Source organism: Candidatus Palauibacter sp. (assembly GCF_965261555.1).
Classification (GTDB): Bacteria; Gemmatimonadota; Gemmatimonadetes; order Palauibacterales; family Palauibacteraceae; genus Palauibacter.
On the sequence record NZ_OZ253465.1, the window covers coordinates 561,627 to 578,362 of the forward strand.

At 69.1% G+C, this 16,736-nt stretch carries 15 protein-coding genes; 8 read left to right on the plus strand and 7 right to left on the minus strand.

Features of this window, described 5'->3' with window-relative positions:
• Positions 1–19: 19 nt before the first annotated feature.
• The 6 genes from ACQY5G_RS02365 to ACQY5G_RS02390 all read right to left on the minus strand — a co-directional run bounded on the left by ACQY5G_RS02365 (position 20) and on the right by ACQY5G_RS02390 (position 7,580).
• Entirely contained in the window at positions 20–2,422 is a 2,403-nt protein-coding gene (locus ACQY5G_RS02365; RefSeq protein ID WP_428276663.1) for a molybdopterin cofactor-binding domain-containing protein, read from the minus strand.
• The gene (locus tag ACQY5G_RS02370; RefSeq protein ID WP_428276665.1) at positions 2,419–2,934 is read right to left on the minus strand and encodes a (2Fe-2S)-binding protein; all 516 of its coding nucleotides are present in this window, start codon (positions 2,932–2,934) and stop codon (positions 2,419–2,421) included. The genes ACQY5G_RS02365 and ACQY5G_RS02370 overlap by 4 nt, the downstream gene beginning before the upstream one ends.
• A 58-nt stretch (positions 2,935–2,992) precedes the next feature.
• Positions 2,993–4,522 (minus strand): tannase/feruloyl esterase family alpha/beta hydrolase, encoded by a 1,530-nt coding sequence (locus ACQY5G_RS02375; RefSeq protein WP_428276666.1) that lies wholly within the window; start codon positions 4,520–4,522, stop codon positions 2,993–2,995.
• Positions 4,523–4,664: 142 nt separating this feature from the next.
• A complete protein-coding gene (locus tag ACQY5G_RS02380; RefSeq protein ID WP_428276668.1) occupies positions 4,665–6,158 on the minus strand; it encodes a M56 family metallopeptidase in 1,494 nt (497 codons plus the stop codon).
• Positions 6,155–6,529, minus strand: coding sequence for a BlaI/MecI/CopY family transcriptional regulator (locus ACQY5G_RS02385; protein WP_428276669.1), 375 nt, complete (start codon positions 6,527–6,529; stop codon positions 6,155–6,157). The genes ACQY5G_RS02380 and ACQY5G_RS02385 overlap by 4 nt, the downstream gene beginning before the upstream one ends.
• 148 nt (positions 6,530–6,677) lie before the next feature.
• The gene (locus ACQY5G_RS02390) at positions 6,678–7,580 is read right to left on the minus strand and encodes a 3-hydroxyacyl-CoA dehydrogenase family protein (RefSeq protein WP_428276671.1); all 903 of its coding nucleotides are present in this window, start codon (positions 7,578–7,580) and stop codon (positions 6,678–6,680) included.
• Positions 7,581–7,731: 151 nt separating this feature from the next.
• Here ACQY5G_RS02390 and ACQY5G_RS02395 point away from each other — a divergent pair, with 151 nt between their 5' ends.
• Genes ACQY5G_RS02395 through ACQY5G_RS02405 form a run of 3 tightly spaced genes read left to right on the plus strand, consistent with a single transcriptional unit; the run spans position 7,732 to position 11,527 of the window.
• Positions 7,732–8,703, plus strand: a complete 972-nt coding sequence (locus ACQY5G_RS02395) for a 3-keto-5-aminohexanoate cleavage protein (protein WP_428276672.1) — start codon at positions 7,732–7,734, stop codon at positions 8,701–8,703.
• Positions 8,704–8,708: 5 nt separating this feature from the next.
• Entirely contained in the window at positions 8,709–10,190 is a 1,482-nt protein-coding gene (locus ACQY5G_RS02400) for an APC family permease (RefSeq protein WP_428276674.1), read from the plus strand.
• Positions 10,191–10,207: 17 nt separating this feature from the next.
• Entirely contained in the window at positions 10,208–11,527 is a 1,320-nt protein-coding gene (locus tag ACQY5G_RS02405) for an aminotransferase class V-fold PLP-dependent enzyme (RefSeq protein WP_428276675.1), read from the plus strand.
• 38 nt (positions 11,528–11,565) lie between these two features.
• Here ACQY5G_RS02405 and alr read toward each other — a convergent pair whose 3' ends face one another.
• A complete protein-coding gene (gene alr / locus ACQY5G_RS02410) occupies positions 11,566–12,831 on the minus strand; it encodes an alanine racemase (protein ID WP_428276676.1) in 1,266 nt (421 codons plus the stop codon).
• 112 nt (positions 12,832–12,943) lie between these two features.
• Here alr and ACQY5G_RS02415 point away from each other — a divergent pair, with 112 nt between their 5' ends.
• The 5 genes from ACQY5G_RS02415 to ACQY5G_RS02435 all read left to right on the plus strand — a co-directional run bounded on the left by ACQY5G_RS02415 (position 12,944) and on the right by ACQY5G_RS02435 (position 16,726).
• Complete coding sequence (locus ACQY5G_RS02415; RefSeq protein ID WP_428276677.1) at positions 12,944–13,183, plus strand: type II toxin-antitoxin system ParD family antitoxin; 240 nt, start codon at positions 12,944–12,946, stop codon at positions 13,181–13,183.
• Between the two features lie 41 nt (positions 13,184–13,224).
• A complete protein-coding gene (locus ACQY5G_RS02420) occupies positions 13,225–13,500 on the plus strand; it encodes a type II toxin-antitoxin system RelE/ParE family toxin (protein WP_428278632.1) in 276 nt (91 codons plus the stop codon).
• Between the two features lie 62 nt (positions 13,501–13,562).
• Entirely contained in the window at positions 13,563–14,729 is a 1,167-nt protein-coding gene (locus tag ACQY5G_RS02425) for a cation:dicarboxylate symporter family transporter (protein ID WP_428276678.1), read from the plus strand.
• A complete protein-coding gene (locus ACQY5G_RS02430; RefSeq protein ID WP_428276679.1) occupies positions 14,722–15,744 on the plus strand; it encodes an aminopeptidase in 1,023 nt (340 codons plus the stop codon). The genes ACQY5G_RS02425 and ACQY5G_RS02430 overlap by 8 nt, the downstream gene beginning before the upstream one ends.
• Before the next feature lie 19 nt (positions 15,745–15,763).
• Positions 15,764–16,726, plus strand: coding sequence for an aminopeptidase (locus ACQY5G_RS02435; RefSeq protein ID WP_428276680.1), 963 nt, complete (start codon positions 15,764–15,766; stop codon positions 16,724–16,726).
• Positions 16,727–16,736 lie beyond the last annotated feature (10 nt).

Genomic DNA, 16,736 nt, shown 5'->3' on the forward strand with positions numbered 1-16,736 from the left:
GACGTGCCCGGGGGGGGGGCTATATCCCCGCTGCCGCGAGTTCCTCGAGGACGCGCTCGGGGCGCAGCGGGATGCGGCGCATGCGGACGCCGGTCGCGTCGTGGATCGCGTTCGCGACGGCCGCGGGAACCGTGCGGTGCGAAGGTTCGCCCGCCCCGTAGTGGGGCAGATCGGGGCGGTCCGGGTTCGGATCGCCGTTCACGATCGCGACGTCGATTCGCTCGGGCGCGTCCATGTGCGTCAGGGTCGGGTGCGTGCGCCAGTCCACGCTCGTCACCTTCTCGCCGTCGAACTGTACTTCTTCGAACAGGGTCCGGCTGATTCCGTGCAGGAGGTTCCCCTGGATCGTGTTTTCGAGGCCGTCCGGGTTGATGACGAGGCCGCAGTCGTGGGCGCAGACCATGCGCCTTACCCACACGCGGCCGGTTTCCCGGTCGACCTCGACCTCGGCGACCGTGGCGACCGTCGTCTGTATGCGGTACGCGTAGGAGATGCCGCGTCCGGTGAGGATGCGGTCGTCGGCCGGCGCACGGGGCGAGGGCCGGGCATCCCAGCCGTAGGCTTCGGCCGCCGCCTCGACGACGGCGATGGAACGGGCCCGGCGGAAGGTCGCGTCGTCCTCGGCCGTCCCGCGCAGGAGACGCAGGCGAAACTCGACCGGGTCGGCGTTCGCGGCCGCGGCCATCTCATCGATGAACGATTCGCCGGCGAAGGTCGTCTGCGGGCCGTTGGGGTCGCGGAGGTTCCCCGTGCGGAGCGGCGTCTCGAAGGCGAGCGGGAACCGGACGGCCCGCGTCTCGTCGCGCCGGTTCGGGATGTGGTACATCTCGTCGGGGCCACGGCCGCCCCCGGGTGATGGCCGCTCGGGCCTTATTCCCATGAGTTGGGCGATGAGCACGGTGTCGGCCTGGTTGTAGCCGACGTGCGCGTAGTTCGCGATGCGGGCGCGGTAGTCGAGCGCGACCGCGTTCCCCGCCTCGTCGAGACCTCCCCGCAGGTCGATGGCGAAGGCGGGCCCCTTCGTGTCCCAGGCCGTCTCCTCGTGCCGCATCCACTGCATCCGCACGGGGCGGCCCAGCTCCCGCGCCAGGTACGCCGCCTCGAAGCCCGCGTCGTCCGCCGCCGTACGCCCGTAGAGCTGAGGTCCCTCCATCCAGATCACCCGCACCCGCTCCGGCGGCATGCCGAGGAACTCCGCGATCCCGGTGCGGTGGCTGTAGGGCTTCATGTCGTTCGTGTAGACCGTCATCTGCCCGTCCGAGGGATCGGCCACGGCATGGGCGGGCCCGATCGCCGTGTGTCCCTGGAATGGGATGTCGTAGGCGGCTTCCACGACCGTCGCGGCGTTCGCGAGTGCGGCGTCGGGATCGCCCTCCTCGCGGGGGCGGGGAGAACTCCCGCTGCCTGCGCCGACCGGGGTCGCGCCGCGCATGTAGTCGAACAGGTCCTCGGAGGACGGGAAGGGCGCCGTCTCCGGCTTCTCCCACTCCACCGCGAGGCTCTCCGCCGCCTGGATCGCCTGCTCCTCCCGCTCGCAGACGACGGCGACGTAGTTCCCCTCCCGGAAGACGCGGATGAGACCGGGGATCTCGCGCACCGAGGACTCATCGACGGAGACGAGCCGCGCCCCCGCGAACGGGGGCCGCACGTTCCGCGCGTGGACCATGCCGGGGAGCTTCACGTCGACTGCCCACTCGATCGATCCGTCGACCTTGGCGGGGATGTCGTACCGCGGGCTGGACTGGCCGACGATCTTCAGCTCTTGCACCGGCTTCACGGGCGCGAGGCCCGTCGTCTCGTTCACGTTCCTTCCGGTTAGGGCGACGTCGAAGCGCCGGCCGCCGATCAGTTCCCCGAACGTGGCCGTTCGCCCGGGATCGGAGGCCACCGAGATGACGCCCTCGCTGACCGACAGTTCGTCTGCGGGAACCTCGAAGCGCTCCGAGGCCAGCTCCAGCAGCACCCGCCGTGCCTCGGCCGCGACCCGCCGCGCCGGCAGCGCGTCACGCTCGATCGCGTCCGAGCCGCCCGACCCGCCCTGGTCCACGGTCATGTCCGTGCGGCCCATCACGAGCGTGGCCCGGTCGTAGGCGAGATCGAGTTCGTCGCACATCATCTGCCGCATCGCGGTGCCGGTCCCCTGTCCGCCATCGGTCTTGCCGACGTAGAAGGTCGCCGTGCCGTCCTCGTGCACGACGAGCCACGAGTCGAGCTGGAGGAAGTCCGGATCCGGATACGGGTTCGCCTCGCCGGGCTCGCCGGAGCCGTTCCGGCCGAGCCCCACCACGCCGATCCCGCCCACGCCGCTGAAGCCGAGGACGAAGATCCCCGACGTCTTCAGGAAATCACGCCGCGACCTGCTCCCTTCCCACGGGGCCAGCGCCTCGTCGATCCCCGACGGGAACTTCGCGTCGCGCCTCATCGGTCCACCTCCCCGCCGGCCTCACCCGCGCCGTTCGCCCCACCGGCCCCGTTCGCCATCGCGTCCGAGGCCCGCCTCACGGCGGACTGGACCCGGTAGTACGTCATGCAGCGGCAGAGGGCGCCGTTCATCCCTTGGCGGATCTCCTCGTCGCTGGGGTCCGGATTGCGGTCGAGGAGCGCCTTCGCCGAGAGGATCTGGCCATTCTGGCAGTACCCGCACTGCGGCACCTGCTCGTCGATCCACGCCTGCTGCACCGGATCCAGCTCGCCGTCCGCCGACAGCCCCTCGAGCGTCGTGATCTCGCCCTCCGCGCGGGACACCGGCCGCATGCACGCGCGGATCGCGCGGCCGTCCATGAGGACCGTGCACGTCCCGCACTGGCCGAGGCCGCAGCCGAACCGGGGCCCGCGAAGTCCCAGGTCGTTCCGGAGGATGTAGAGCAGCGGCGTCGAGGGATCGACGTCGAGCGCATGCGTTTCACCATTCACTCTGAGCGTGACCTCGCTCATGGAATCCCCCCTCTTGGGTACGACCTCTTTGGGTACGACCGCGCGCTTCGACCGCGGCTCAGGGAGCGACGCACTCGAAGCTGTCCTCGCGCTTCGGGTCTCCCGCCCCGTTGTAGGCGGCGTAGGCCGGCCACGGGCAGACGGGCCGCTGCATCTCGACGCCCGTTTCGCCGAACTTCGACGCCACGAGCCGCTCGGGCGCCTCGTCCTCCTCGACCCACGACTGAATGGCGGCGATCCAGTCGACGAAATCCGGGCCCGGACCGCCGGCGCAGTGCAGGACGCCGGGCAGCATGTACAGCCGCGTGTAGTCGTCCGCCTCCTCGTCGCCCGCGGCCACGCCCTCGTAGTAGGCGATCGTGCCGCTGGCCGGGATCGCGGAGTCCGACCATCCGGTCCAGAGGATCAGCTTGCCGCCCGCCGTCTTGAACGCGCTCAGGTCCGTGTCCGTCGCGTTGAGGATCCCGCGGGCGCGGCGCGTGTCCTCCTCCCACGCGAAGTAGTCGCCGAAGTCGTACGTGGAGTAGTCGAAGTCCGGGTCGTCGAAGATGATGTACTTGTACATCTGGGTGCCGAAGGCGTAGTGGAGGTTCGGCCCGCCCGGGCCCAGCTGCATCTCCCGCCCCGTGACCCACAGCTTCCATCCGCCCTGTTCCGTCTCGCCTCCGAAGGGGAAGCCCGGATAGATGTGCCGGTCCCCCGCGCGGGCCCCGCCGTAGATCACCTCCGCGGCCGCCCGCTGTTCGTCGGTCAGTCCCGGGATCGAGGCGATGTCGATGTCGCATGCCATGGGGTTCGTCATGAACCCGTCTTCCACGCCGTCGTTTCCGTCGCACGCCTCGAGGATCGCGGCTTCGATGAGGGCCGCGGCCTCATCCGTGATGACCGGCGTCGTGAGGTCGTTCGGATCGGGATACAGCGCCTGCTGCGTCTGGAGGAAGAAGGCGCCGAGCCCGGGCCAGTCGTAGGCGGGCGCTCCCGACACGATGCCGTCGAAGTCGTCGGGATAGCGCTGCGAAGACATCATTGCCTGGCCGCCGCCGCGGGAGCAGCCGATGAAGTACGAGTACTCGATGTCGCGGCCGTAGAAGAGCCGGATGATTGTCTTCGCCGTCTCCGCCGTCACATGCACGGCGCGGTGGCCGAAGTTCACCTCGCGGTCGGGCCGGTCCAGCGCCCAGCTCGCGTCGATGCCGGGGCCCTGGTGCCCGGTGTCCGTGCCCGCCGTGGCGAACCCGCGGCTCAGAACCGAGACCGGCCCCGCGAACTGGAGCGCCTGGTTCCGGACACTCCCCACGAACCCGCCGCCGCCGCCCATGAGAAAACGTCCGTTCCAGTCTTCGGCGAGCGGGAGGAGAAGTTCGAAGTGGATCTCCTCGTCGATCGTCCCGCGCACGCGGCAGTGCGCCGGGTCGTTCGCGCCGGCCTCGACTTCCGACACGTCGTCCAGCGCGAAGCCGCTCCACGACATGGAGGTCAGCTCGTCGCACGTGAGGGCGGGGACGAGGTCGACCGCGGGGGCGGGGGCGAAGGCGGTCAGAGTCAGGACGGCGGCGAACGAAACCGCGAGGCGGCGCGACGGAGTCATGTGTTTTCCCCGGGTCGGAGTGTCCCGCGACGCGCACCTCCGAGCGCGACCCTCGGGTCAGGGCTCGGAGGCGCGACCGAACAGAGTTACGGTGCCGTCGGGGACGCCGGGCCGCAACGGTCTCCGGGCCCGGGGTCGCGGATCAGCGCGGCTTGTCGGGCCACCTCAGACGGACGTCGCGGGCACGCATGTGGGTCTGGAGGATTTCCTCGGCCTCTTCGTGCGTGATTTCGCCCGCCTCGACGGCCGCGTGGAGCCGGCGGACCTCCATGCCCAACTCGGTGGTCATCTCCTCCAGCCTCGGGGTCAACTCCCCGATGTGCTCCATTGCGCTTTCAAGGTTCAGCCAAAGACTCCTGGGGATGTCCTTTTTCGTGATTTCGCCCGATCGCAGGCGCTCCTCGAACTTGAAGCGCGTGACTTCGACCTCACGCTTGACGTGCTCGAGGCGCTCGAGCATTTGACGGATGCGCGCTTCCGCTTCCGGGTCGAGTTCGAGCGCCTGAAAGACTCCGTCGTCGTCCATGTACCCGACGCCGGCTTCCGGATCGACCGCCAAATCCCCCGAGTGAATGAGGTGGGTTCCATCTTCGTCGACGTACCTGATTTCGGCTTTCACGCCGGCACCCGTCTTCACGCCGACACCCGTCTCGGGGCCGGCCACTGTTTCCGGAACCACGACGGCCTGTGAGCGTGAGGGACGCTCGAGCTCGCCGGGGCTCTGCGGGACCGGGGTGTCGCAGGCCAGGGCGAACAGGCCCACTCCGGCCGCCGCGGTCAGGATGGAAGCCCGGATTCGGGGCTTCCTCGTCGCGGTCTTGATCATCATGAGTCTCCTTTCGATTGCCGAGTGGCCGCCGCGGATCAGGGCCGGCGCCGGATCCGGCGTCCGCCTGCACCCGGCGGCGACCGTCAGAAGAAGGCGCGCGTAGCTTCGGGCGGAGGTGCCGCGGGCGAGCACGCGGCGATCGCAGTCCCCTTCCACGGCCAGCCGCAGCCGTGCGAGCGACCACCAGACGGCGGGATTCCACGGTGAGATGGAGGCGAGCAGGAGCCCCACCGCCAGGAGCGCCGGATCGCGCGCCCGCACGTGTTCCCGTTCGTGCAGCACGACCATCTCGAGTTCCCTCTCGCCGAGACCGAAGGTCCACGACGGAAGGACGATGCGGGACCGGATCAGCCCCACGACCGCGGGGCCGAATCCATCCGAGCGCAGGACTTCCTCGCCGCAGACGTCGCGAGGCTCGCACCTCGCCCGCAGCCGCCGCAGCCGGAGGCAGAACAGAGCGAAGAGGATGAGGACGAGAACGGAACCCAGAATCCAGAGGACTCCGAGAGAGTCTTCCAACCCCATCCCGGCGAGAAGGCTCCCGCTTTGCTCCGGGAGCGGGGAGCCCGGCGTGCCGAGTTCGTACAGCGCGTAGAGGGGAATAGAGAGCGGTCCGGGACCGTCCGCGGTGGCCGCGGCGGGAAGGAATCGCGGAAGGAACGGTGCCAGTCCGCCGATCCCGAGCGCCCCGATCCAGACCCACCGGGTTGGCCGTCCGAGGGCCCGCAGCCCCCGGTCGAGGAACCACGCGGACCCGCCGACGAGGAGGGCGACGATCAGTCCGTAGGTCATGATGGCCAGAGTCATGGCTCGCTCTCCTCCAGCTCATCGAGAATCCGCCGCATGCGCTCCAGTTCGTCCGGCGAGACCTCCCGGCCCGAGATGAGTTGCGCGAGGACGAGTTCCGCCGACCCGCCGAAGATCTTCTCCCGGATCCGGGCCAGGGCCGTCTCCCCGGCCGCCTCGGAGGCGACGAGCGGGAAGTAGCGATACGCGCGGCCCTCGGCCTCGTGACAGACGGCGCCTTTCTTCTCCAGGATCTGGAGGATCTTGAGGACCGTCGTGTAGCCGACCGCATCGTCGAGCGCGTCCATGACCTCGCTCACGGAGCCGGACCCCCGGCGCCACAGGACGCTCATGATGTCCAGCTCACGGTCGCTGAATGTCGGATCCTTCACGGCAGCCACCTCCCTCGTCGGCACCCTCGCCCCTTGTACGAACATCTTCGTACGAAAGAATACGTGGCCAGGATCTGCTTGTCAACGAAGGTCTTCGTAAGAAGAGACTCTGGGCGCCGATTCGGTTGCCCGGGACCTCCAGCCAGCGTCAGTCGTTCGGTTCGGTGAGCCAGCCTTCCCGTTCGAAGGCGGGAGATGGATACGAGTAGAAGCCCTTCCCCGACTTCACGCCGAGTTCTCCCCGTTCGACCATCCGCTCGAGGAATCCCGGAGGCCGGTCGGAGGGGTCACCCGACGCCTCGTGGTAGACGTTCTCGATGTCGCGGATGACGTCGAGACCGACGGCATCCATCAGACCGCACGGGCCGATCGGCGTGCCCCAGTCGAGCATCCACGCCCGGTCGATCTCCTCCGCGCTCAGGTAGCCGCCGGCGATCAGGTGCAGGGCTTCCTTCTTGATCGCGCGCCAGATCCGGTTCGTGGCGTAGCCCTGGATTTCGCGGCGGGCCACGATCGGCACTAGGCCGAGTTGGCGGAGGAAGCGCCGCGCCGCCGCGGTCGTCTCGGGAGCGGTGCCGGGGTGCCCCATCACCTCGACCTTGAGGTTCTCCGGCGTGCCGAAGTTCATGTTCGTGAACCGGGACGGGCGCCCCGTGGATTCGGCCAGCCACGAACCCGGCAGGGACGACGTATTCGAGGCGATGAAGGCGCCGGGGGACGCCGCCGCACCGATCCGGGCCAGGACGACGCGCTTGAGTTCGAGATCCTCGGGCACCGTCTCGATGACCCAGTCGGCGTCACGCACGCACGCGTCGAGTTCGTCGTACGCCTCCACCAGCGAGGATGCCTCCGTGAGCGCGGGGCCGGAGCGTCCCGCATGGATTTCAAGCAGGAGGTGTACCGCCGGGAGCGCCTCGGCGAGCGCCACGCCGGAGACATCGTGGAGTCTCGCGCCTACACCGCGCGCTGCGCAGGCGTAGGCGATCCGCCGACCCATCGTGCCCGCGCCGACGATGGCCACGGTCCGTACCGTCCCCTCCGCTTTGGACATCACACCCTCCGGCTCTTGTGAATCGCCCTTGTGAATCCGCGTTCGGCGACCAAGGCTCCGGGGACGATCATGGCCCTCGGACGAGGCGACAGCCAGCGGTTCACCCCCGGAACCCGACGCACCGGATCCAGAGGAGATCCAGAGGAATCGAGTGAGCGAAACGACGAGTGAAACGTGGAACTACGGCGACCCCTACGCCTACATGGAGCGGGTCGCCGGCGGCATGCCTCCCGTCATCATCTGCCTCGCCTCGAACGGCGGCATCCAGGGCAAGGAATACAACGACGCCCTCCCCGAGACCGCAGAGGAGATCGCCGACTCCGTGGGAGAGGCGTACGACGCCGGCGCCTCCATGGTGCATATACACGCCCGGAACCCGGAGACGCTGTGGAAGGGCGCGACGACGCCCAAGGTGTGGAGGGACGCCAACCGGCGCCTGCGCGAGCGCTGCCCCGAGATCATCATCAACAACACGACGGGCGGCGACCTGTGGATGGACAACGAGCAGCGCCTGGCCTGCCTCGACGCGAACCCCGAAGTCGCCTCGCTGAACCTCGCCCCGGACATGGGCAAGTTCCGGCTCAAGCCGCGCGGCGAGGAGTTCACGCACCCGAGACCGGTCATCGAGTACGACGACTGCGTCCCCTTCTCCTACAGGCAGATCGCGCACTTCGCCGCGGAGATGAAGGCGCGGGGGATCAAGCCGGAACTCGAGACCTACCATCCCGGCTGCGGGTGGGTGATCCGGGACCTCATCGGGCAGGGGCTGATCGAACCGCCGTACTGGGTGCAGACCGTGATGGGCTACCAGACCTCGAGTTGGCCCACGGTAGACAACGTCGTGAACATGGTGCGGGAATTTCCCGAGGGCTCCGTGTGGCTCTGCTCCGGCATCGGGCCGCACCAACTGCCGATGACGACGCTCGCCACGCTCATGGGCGGGCACGTCCGGGTGGGGCTCGAGGACAACATCTACTACCGCCGCGGGGAGAAGGTGGAGAGCAACCGGCAACTCGTGGAGCGGGCCGTGAGAATCGCTCACGAACTGAACCGCGAGGTCGCCACGCCGGCCCAGGCGCGCGAGATGCTCGGCCTCTCCCCAACCCCGTCGCAGTACAGCTGAGAACGATGACCGAACCCGGAATCGAGCCGGCGACCCCGGACTCCGGCGGGGAGCGGGAGGTCCTCGGGAGGGGCATCCGGCTCCGATCCCTCTTCTCGCTCGCCTTCGGCACGATCATCGGGGTGGGCTGGATCACGGTGATGGGAGCGTGGCTGAGCGGCGCCGGCGTGATGGGGGCGATCATCGCGTTCGTGATCGGTGGTCTCGGCATGCTCGCCATCGGCCTGTGCTACGCGGAGATGGCGGCCGCGTATCCGGTCACCGGGGGCGAGGTCGCGTACGTGTTCGAGGCCTGGGGCGCGCGTTGGAGCTTCGCCTGCGCGTGGTTCCTCGGTTTCATCTACATCTTCACGACTTCCTTCGAGGCGATCTCCGTCGAGTGGGTCGTCTCCGCCCTTGTCCCGGGGTTCGGCGGTCCGGTGATCTACACGCTGCTGGGGCAGGAGGTACGGCTGTGGAGCCTCGCGCTCGGCCTCGCCGTGATGGTCGTGATCGCGGTCATCAACTACCGGGGCGGGAAGACGGCCGCCTGGTTCCAGGATCTGATGACGGGCGGGCTCGTCCTCCTCACGCTGATCTTCGTCGTCGCGGGGGTGGCGGGAGGGAGCGCCGCCAATCTTGAGCCCATGTTCACCGGGACGACGCCGGGCGCCGCGCTGGCAGGGGTGGCCGTCGTGCTCGCGACCGCCGGGTTCTGGTACGCGGGGTTCGACACGATCCCGCAGGCGATGGAGGAGGTGGAGTCGGGCGCCCGGCTGCGGCTGCTTCCCCGCGTGATCGGCGCCTCGATCATCTTTGCGCTGCTCTTCTACTGCCTGGTGATTCTCGCGACGGCGATGAGTCTTCCGCGCCCGCAACTGCTCACCGCCGAACTCCCGGCGGCCGCGGCCATCGAAGCAGCGTTCGCGTCGCCGCTCCTGGGGAGGGTCGTCCTGTTCGCAGGGTTGTGCGGGCTGATCACGACGTGGAACGCGCTCTTCTTCGCGGGCACGCGGATCGTGTTCGCGATGGCGCGGGCGCACATGATCCCTCACCGGCTCGCCAAGGTGCACGAACGGCACGGCTCGCCGTCGGCCGCCGTCATCTTCGTCGCGGTCATGGGGGCCGTGGGCGCGCTGTTCGGGCGGAACGCGGTCCTGGTGATCGTCGGCGCCGCGTCGATTTCGGCGGGAATCGTCTTTCTCGTCGTCGTGCTTGGCGTCCTTCGGCTGCGGAGGACGCGACCGGACCACCCGCGCCCCTACACCGTTCCCGGGGGCCGGGGGTTCCTGTACCTGAGCGCCCTGCTCGCGCTGCTTCTGGCCGGGGTCGCCGCGTGGGAGCCCTTCCGCGCCGCCGGGGGACGCATCCCCGCGGAGTGGATGGTGCTCGGGGCCTGGTCCGCGCTGGGCTTCGTCTTCTATCGCGCCGCCGCCCCACTACGCAGGACCGTGAGTGAAGAGAGATTGCGATGGCTGATCCTGAGCGACAAAGACCCGAAGAAATAGCGAAGCAGGGGTACGGCATGGACACGACGCGACGCAGCTTCCTCCGCCGGTCCGCGGGCGCGCTGGCGCTGGCTCCGATCGTGCCCGTGGGGCGGCTCACCCTGCGCGGAGGGCGGGACGGCGCGTTTCCGGACTCCGCCGACCGCTCGTCCGTCGTCGCGCGCGGTCCGCAGGAGGCCTGGGTGGCGCGGGCGCGCGCCGAGATCCCCGCCTCGACGGAGAGCCTGTACTTCCAGACGGGCGGCATCGGCCCCGCGCCGAGCGTCGTCATCGATCATGTGAGTGAACGGCTCGACTTCCAGAACCGGAGCCCGGCCGAACCTCGCATCTCGGAGGAGATGGCCCGGATCGAACCCGACCTGAGGGCACAACTCGGGCGTGTATTCGGCGCCGGGACCGAGGAGGTCGCCCTCACTCACAGCACCTCCGAGGGCATCGCCATCGCCGCCTGGGGCCTGAACTGGGCGCAGGGCGACGAGGTCGTGATCTCCAACCAGGAACACCCCGCCAACGTCGTCCCGTGGTACGTGCTGCGGGACCGGTTCGGGCTCGTGATCCGCGAGATCGACCTCGGCACGGGTACCGATCTTATCGACGAGGTCCGCGGCCAACTCACGGACCGCACGCGGATGGTCAGCATCAGCCATGTGTCGCGGAACAACGGACGGACGCTGAGGGCCGACGAATCAGCGGAACTCGGCGCGCTCCTGCGCTCCCGCGGCGTGGCCTATCACCTCGATGGCGCGCAGGGCCCCGGGTGCGTCGTCACCGACTTCCGCGCCCTCGGCTGCGACGCCTACTCGACGTGCGGGCACAAGTGGCTCCTCGGCCCCAAGGGCACGGGCGCGCTCTTCGTGCGGAGGGAGATGCTTGACGACATGCAGTTGAGTTGGGCCGGCTCCCACAGTCACGCGACGATGGACTACGAAGGCGCGTACACCCTGCTCCCCAGTGCGGCCCGCTACGAGTTCGGCACTCGCGCCCTCGCGGATTTCGCCGGCTTCGCCCACGCGGTGGACTGGATGGAGCACATCGGCCTGGAGAAAGTCGAGGAGCGGATCCATTCGCTCGTCGACCACGCGATCGAAGTTGTCGACCGCACGGACGGACTGGGCGTGTCATCCCCTCGGACACGCCCGGACCGCTCAGGCGTGTTCGTGGTCCAGCTCCCGGAGGGGTGCGACGCCACGCAACTCTACAACGAACTGCGCGAAGACGAGGGCATCCTCGGCTCGCCGGTCCGCGAGGAGCGCGACTTCCGCCTCTCGATCCACTTCTTCAACACCCGCGACGAGATCGACGCCGCGATCGCGGCGATTGCGGAGCGCTGCAGCTGATCGGGAAGTGGCCCTGTGGCTCGCCGTGATCGCCTGCCCTACACGACCCGTCTCGGGAGCCGCGGATTCATCGACTGGATGATGCCGAGGAAGCCGCGCTTCGTCCGCTCGGCGACGGTATGGGGAAGCACGGACGGATGGTCGGGGCCGATGAGCGTGGCGACATCGCCGACCTCGACCGACTTCTCCGGGCCGATGTCGAGAATGGTGTGCGCGGAGTTCACCCCTCCGGCGACGGGGTAGAGACGGCCGTTGATCAGCACCTCGCAGGTCCCGTTCGCCTCTGACGGATAGCCGTCGGTGCGGCCGACCGGCAGCAGCGCCACCCAGGTGGCCCGGTCGGGCATGAAGGTGCGGTTGAACCCCGCGCTGTCGCCCGGCTCGAGGCGTTCGACGCGCACGACGCGCGTGTTGAAGCGGAACACGGGCTTGAGGTCGGCCATTTCCCGGGCGCCCTCGCCGCCGGGGTGGTTCCCGAACAGCGCGTTCCCGGGCCGCACCATGTCGTAGTGCGCCTCGGGCAGGTGGAACAGCTCGAACGAGGGTGACGCGTGGAGGGTGCCCAGCGGAAGGTTCCTCTCGCGGGCCCATGCGAGGAGTTCCTCGAAGCGGGCGAGCTGCTCCCGGTCGTGGTCCAGGTCGTGCGTGAACATGGTATAGGTGCCGTTCACGTCGACGTATTCGCTCTGCACGAGCTCCTCGATCCACCGGCGCGCGCGCGTGTACGGCATCCCCTCCCGGTTCATCCCCGTGTCGATGAAGAGCTGGACGGGTACAGGCCGGCCGATTCGCCCGGACACGCTCCGCAGCCGGCGGGGCGCATCGTCCAGCCAGACGGACGGGAGCACGTCGTGTCTCGCCAGCTCCTCGATCTCGTCCCCGGATCCCTCGGCCATGACCACGATCGGCTTGGTCACCCCTTCCTCGCGCATGGCAAGCGCTTCCTCGACGCGCACGGCGGCGATGCCGCCCACCTGGGGCATGTCGGCGAGGAGGGGCCCGACCGCACGGTCGCCCAGGCCGTACGCGTTGTTCTTCACGACCGCGAGGATGGGGCGGCCGCCAGCCAGCCGCGCGGCCTCGCGGACGTTGTGGGTCCAGGCGGCGCGGTCGAGTTCGATCCACGGGTCGAAGCGCCGGGGAGTGTAGGAGCGGTCGGTCGTGGTGCCGACCGACAACGGTCCGATGCCCGGGCTCCGCGTCGTCGCGGCTCTCGCGCAGGCGGAGGTTGCGGCGAGGCCCAGAGCGGCACCGGCCAGGTTGAGGAAGCGGCGGCGCGGGAGAGGGGCTGACGGGCGATCCATGGGCCCTCCGGGCTTAGCGAGCAGTTCGTTGAATGGAGCGAATGTACGCTTCTCAGATTCGGTGAACTAGATGAGTATTGCCATTTTTTGCCAAAAGACCTAGGCTTCGGCCATGAACACCATGAACATCTCGCTCCCCTCCTCGATGAAGTCGTTTGTCGACGAGCAGGTCACGGGCCGCGGCTACGGTAGTTGCAGCGCCTACATCCGTGAACTGATCCGCCACGACCAGGACCGCCAGCACCTCCGAAGTCTGCTGCTGGAGGGTGGTGAATCCGATCCTGCCGTCACCGCCGACACGACCTACTTCGAGACGCTACGCGCCCGGATTCGCCAACACACGACGGAGTGACGCCGGAATCCGTAGTCCTGAGGGCGGCTGCCCGGCGGGATGTGGATGGAGCGATCGCGCACTATCTGAAGGAAGCCGGATCGCAGGTCGCCATTGGCTTCGCTGACGCGCTTGAACAGGCCTTCAGTCACATCACCGACAACCCGTATGCGGGATCCCCTCGGTACGGTCACGAAGTGAACTTGCCCGGACTGCGCTCGTGGCCGATCAAGGGATACCCACACCTGGTCTTCTACATGGTGGGGCAAGATCGAATTGACGTCTGGCGCGTTCTACACAGTCGACGCGACATCCCCGATGGGTTGCGCGGGTCATGAGCCAACCGTCTGGCCGTCGTGGATCGACCGGGGGGCGGCCGAGGCGAAGCGTCCCGACGTATGTGTGGACGTTTCTGGCACTGGCTGCGGGCCTGGCTGCGGGCGGGCTCTTCCGGGGTCCGCTCGCGCCGGTCGCCGACGCCACCGCCACGCTCATCGCCTGGGTGGTCGCCGTCGTGCCTCTGCTCATTCTGGCGGCCCTCAGCCCGGCGATCGCCACGCTGGTGCGGCGGGGGCTCGCCGGACGCTTCGCGGGCGCGGTCGTCCTCTGGTACGTCTTCACGTCGACCGTCGCCGGGCTCATCGCCGTCGTGACCTCCGCCACGATCTTTCGCATCCCGCTGGCCACGGGGGACCGGGGCGTGTGGACCGAAGCCGCGGCCATGCTGCGGAGCCTCGGAGAGGGCGGGGCCTCGTGGCCGCTGCTCGCGATCCTCGCTGGAGTCCTGCTGGGAGCCTTCGCCGCCCGGCACGATCCGGCCTACCGCGTGCTCCGAAGAATCGCCGACTCGATCGAGAAGGCGGGCGGCAAGCTGGCGTACGTCATGCTCCCGCTCATTCTCGCCTTCGGCATCACCCTGGGCGTGCGCTTCGGCGCGAGCCTGGGGCTCTCGCACTATCTGGCGATGGCCGCCTACACCGGCGCGCTCGTCCTCGTCTGGTGGGCGTTCTACACGTTCGTGCTCGTGCGGAGGGTCGGACGCCGGCCCGTGGGGCCCGTGTTGAGCGGGTACTACGTGCCGACCGCGGTCTTCGCCGCCGGGACGTGTTCATCGCTCGCGACGCTTCCCGTCAACCTCGCGAACGCGAAGCGGGTCGGCGTCCGCGACGAGGTGGCCGACTTCGTGCTCCCGTTCGGCGCCGTCGCGAACCTGGACGCCAGCGCGTTGGCGTACGTCGCGTACGGGCCCTTCGTCGTGAGCCATGTCTTCGGCCTGGAACTCAGCTGGATGATGATGCTCGCCGCCTGGCCGGCCGTCGTCCTGTTCACGATCGCCGCCCCGGGGCTTCCGGCCGGGATGGGGACTGCTCTGTGGAGCGCGACGCTGTTCGCGAGCATGCTGGGGCTCGAGGGCCAGGCGCAGGGCGAGTTCATCGCGAGCTGGATCGCGCTCTCCGGAGGCATCCCCGACATGCTGCGCACCGCGACCAACACGACCGGAGACGGCTACACCGCGATCATCTTCGACGGCCGCTTCGACGAGTTCTTCGCGAGAGACCGTGGCTGAAGGAGTGGCGACCGAGGCGGGCGTGGCCGGGTCGGCGGTGACCGGGCCGGGCGTGGACCTGATCCCCGGCGCGCGGCGGCTCGTGCATGTGAACGGACGCGTCCGGGCGGGCGAGGTCGTCGTGATCGTGACCGATCCGACGATGGGGCGGTACGCGGACGCCGTCGCCGCGGCCGCCCGCGAGGCCGAAGCCGCCGTGACCGTCTGCATTATTCCCATGCGGGACCAGGACGGGCAGGAACCGCCTCCGCCCGTCTCGCGCGCGATGGCCGAGGCGGCCGTGATCTTCTCTCCCGTGCGCATCTCGATCACCCACACGCGCGCCATGCGGGTCGCCCTCGAGGCGGGGGCGCGCGTCTGCATGATGACGGCCTACACCGACGCGATCATGGCCAGCCCGGCGCTGCTCGAGACCGACTTCGAGGCGCAGGCCGACGTCTGCCGCCGCCTGGGCGCGGCATTCACCGAGGGTAGGCACGTGCGGCTCACCTCCCCGCGCGGCACCGATCTCCGCTTCGGGATCGAGGGTCGCGTCGCAAACGTGCTCACGAATATTCCCGAGCCCGGGGAACTGGCTCCGGTCCCCGACATCGAAGTCAACGTCGTGCCCGTGACCGGTTCGGCCGAGGGCACGCTCACCTTCGACGCCTCCGTCCCCTACCTCGGGATCGGCCTGCTCGAAGAACCGATCGTCTGCACGGTGCGCGACGGCGGCATCGTCGAGATGACCGGCGGGGCGCAGGCCGACTTTCTCCGCGAACACCTCGAGTCCTTCGCCGACCCGCACTGTTTCAACGTCGCGGAGCTCGGCGTCGGCCTGAACCCGAACGCCCGCCTCACCGGGGAGATGCTCGAGGACGAGGGCGTATTGGGCACGATCCACATCGGCATCGGCACCAGCCACACCCTCGGAGGGGAGATCATCGCCCCGACCCACTACGACCTGCTCATGTGGGAGCCGACGATCGCCGTCGACGGCCGCGTCGTGCAGCAAGACACGCAGGTGCTCGTGTGAGATCGAGCCGGGGGCGGCCATGAGAGATGGCGCGAGGATCCTCGTGCGGACGTGCGCCAGCGTTCGGGCCGGCGAGGACGTCATCATCGTGACGGACCCCGCGCGGATGGCCATCGCCCGGGCCGTTGCCGACGCCGCGCTCGAAGCCGGCGCCATCGCGAGCGTCGTGATCCCGCCCGAGCGATCGATCGACAACGAGGAACCGGGACCCGCCGTGGCCGCCGCCCTCCGGGCCACCGACGTGGCCTTCCTCCCCGTGACCCTGGCGCTGGCGCACACCCGGGCCGTGCGCGAGGCCATCGGCGCGGGCGCCCGGGTCCTCTCCATGACCGCGTTCACCGAACGGATGATGCGCGAGGGCGGGCTGTTCACGGACTTCCGCGCGCGCAAGCCGCTATGCGACGCCCTCGCGGCGAAACTCACCGCCGGCGAACGCCTGCGCGTAACGAATCCCGCCGGCACGGACCTCACCATGAGCCTCGCGGGCGTGACCGGGAACAACCACGCCTGCCTGCTGGACGGCCCCGGCTTCTCGGCCGTCCCCAACATCGAGGCCAACTGCGCCCCCGCACAGGGCACCGCCGAAGGCGTGTTCGTCTGCGACGGGAGCATCCCCTACTACGGCGTGGGCCCGATCCGCGACCCCGTGACCTTCAGAATCTCGAAGGGCTTCGTCACCAACATCGAAGGCGGCGACCAGGCCGGTTTCCTCGCCGACCTGCTGGCCCGGCAGGACGACCCCTGGGTCTACAACCTGGCCCAGTTCGCCTTCGGCCTGAACCCCGCCTGCACCGAGTTCACGGGCGAAATGCTGAACGACGAAGGCGTGAACGGCACCGTCCACATCGGCATCGGAACCTCCGCCAACCTCGGCGGCACCGTCTCCGCCAAGACCCATTTCGACGCGATCAACCGCGCCCCAACCGTCTGGATTGACGACGAAGCGCTACTCCGCGACGGAGATCTCCTCGTCGACGGCTGAACGGGACTCC

Bases quoted from the DNA above. Each gene is read 5' to 3' on its own strand.
- ACQY5G_RS02365 (WP_428276663.1), bottom strand. From the start codon at position 2,422: ATGAGGCGCGACGCGAAGTTCCCGTCGGGGATCGACGAGGCGCTGGCC.
- ACQY5G_RS02370 (WP_428276665.1), bottom strand. From the start codon at position 2,934: ATGAGCGAGGTCACGCTCAGAGTGAATGGTGAAACGCATGCGCTCGAC.
- ACQY5G_RS02375 (WP_428276666.1), bottom strand. From the start codon at position 4,522: ATGACTCCGTCGCGCCGCCTCGCGGTTTCGTTCGCCGCCGTCCTGACT.
- ACQY5G_RS02380 (WP_428276668.1), bottom strand. From the start codon at position 6,158: ATGACTCTGGCCATCATGACCTACGGACTGATCGTCGCCCTCCTCGTC.
- ACQY5G_RS02390 (WP_428276671.1), bottom strand. From the start codon at position 7,580: ATGTCCAAAGCGGAGGGGACGGTACGGACCGTGGCCATCGTCGGCGCG.
- ACQY5G_RS02400 (WP_428276674.1), top strand. From the start codon at position 8,709: ATGACCGAACCCGGAATCGAGCCGGCGACCCCGGACTCCGGCGGGGAG.
- ACQY5G_RS02405 (WP_428276675.1), top strand. From the start codon at position 10,208: ATGGACACGACGCGACGCAGCTTCCTCCGCCGGTCCGCGGGCGCGCTG.
- alr (WP_428276676.1), bottom strand. From the start codon at position 12,831: ATGGATCGCCCGTCAGCCCCTCTCCCGCGCCGCCGCTTCCTCAACCTG.
- ACQY5G_RS02415 (WP_428276677.1), top strand. From the start codon at position 12,944: ATGAACACCATGAACATCTCGCTCCCCTCCTCGATGAAGTCGTTTGTC.
- ACQY5G_RS02435 (WP_428276680.1), top strand. From the start codon at position 15,764: ATGAGAGATGGCGCGAGGATCCTCGTGCGGACGTGCGCCAGCGTTCGG.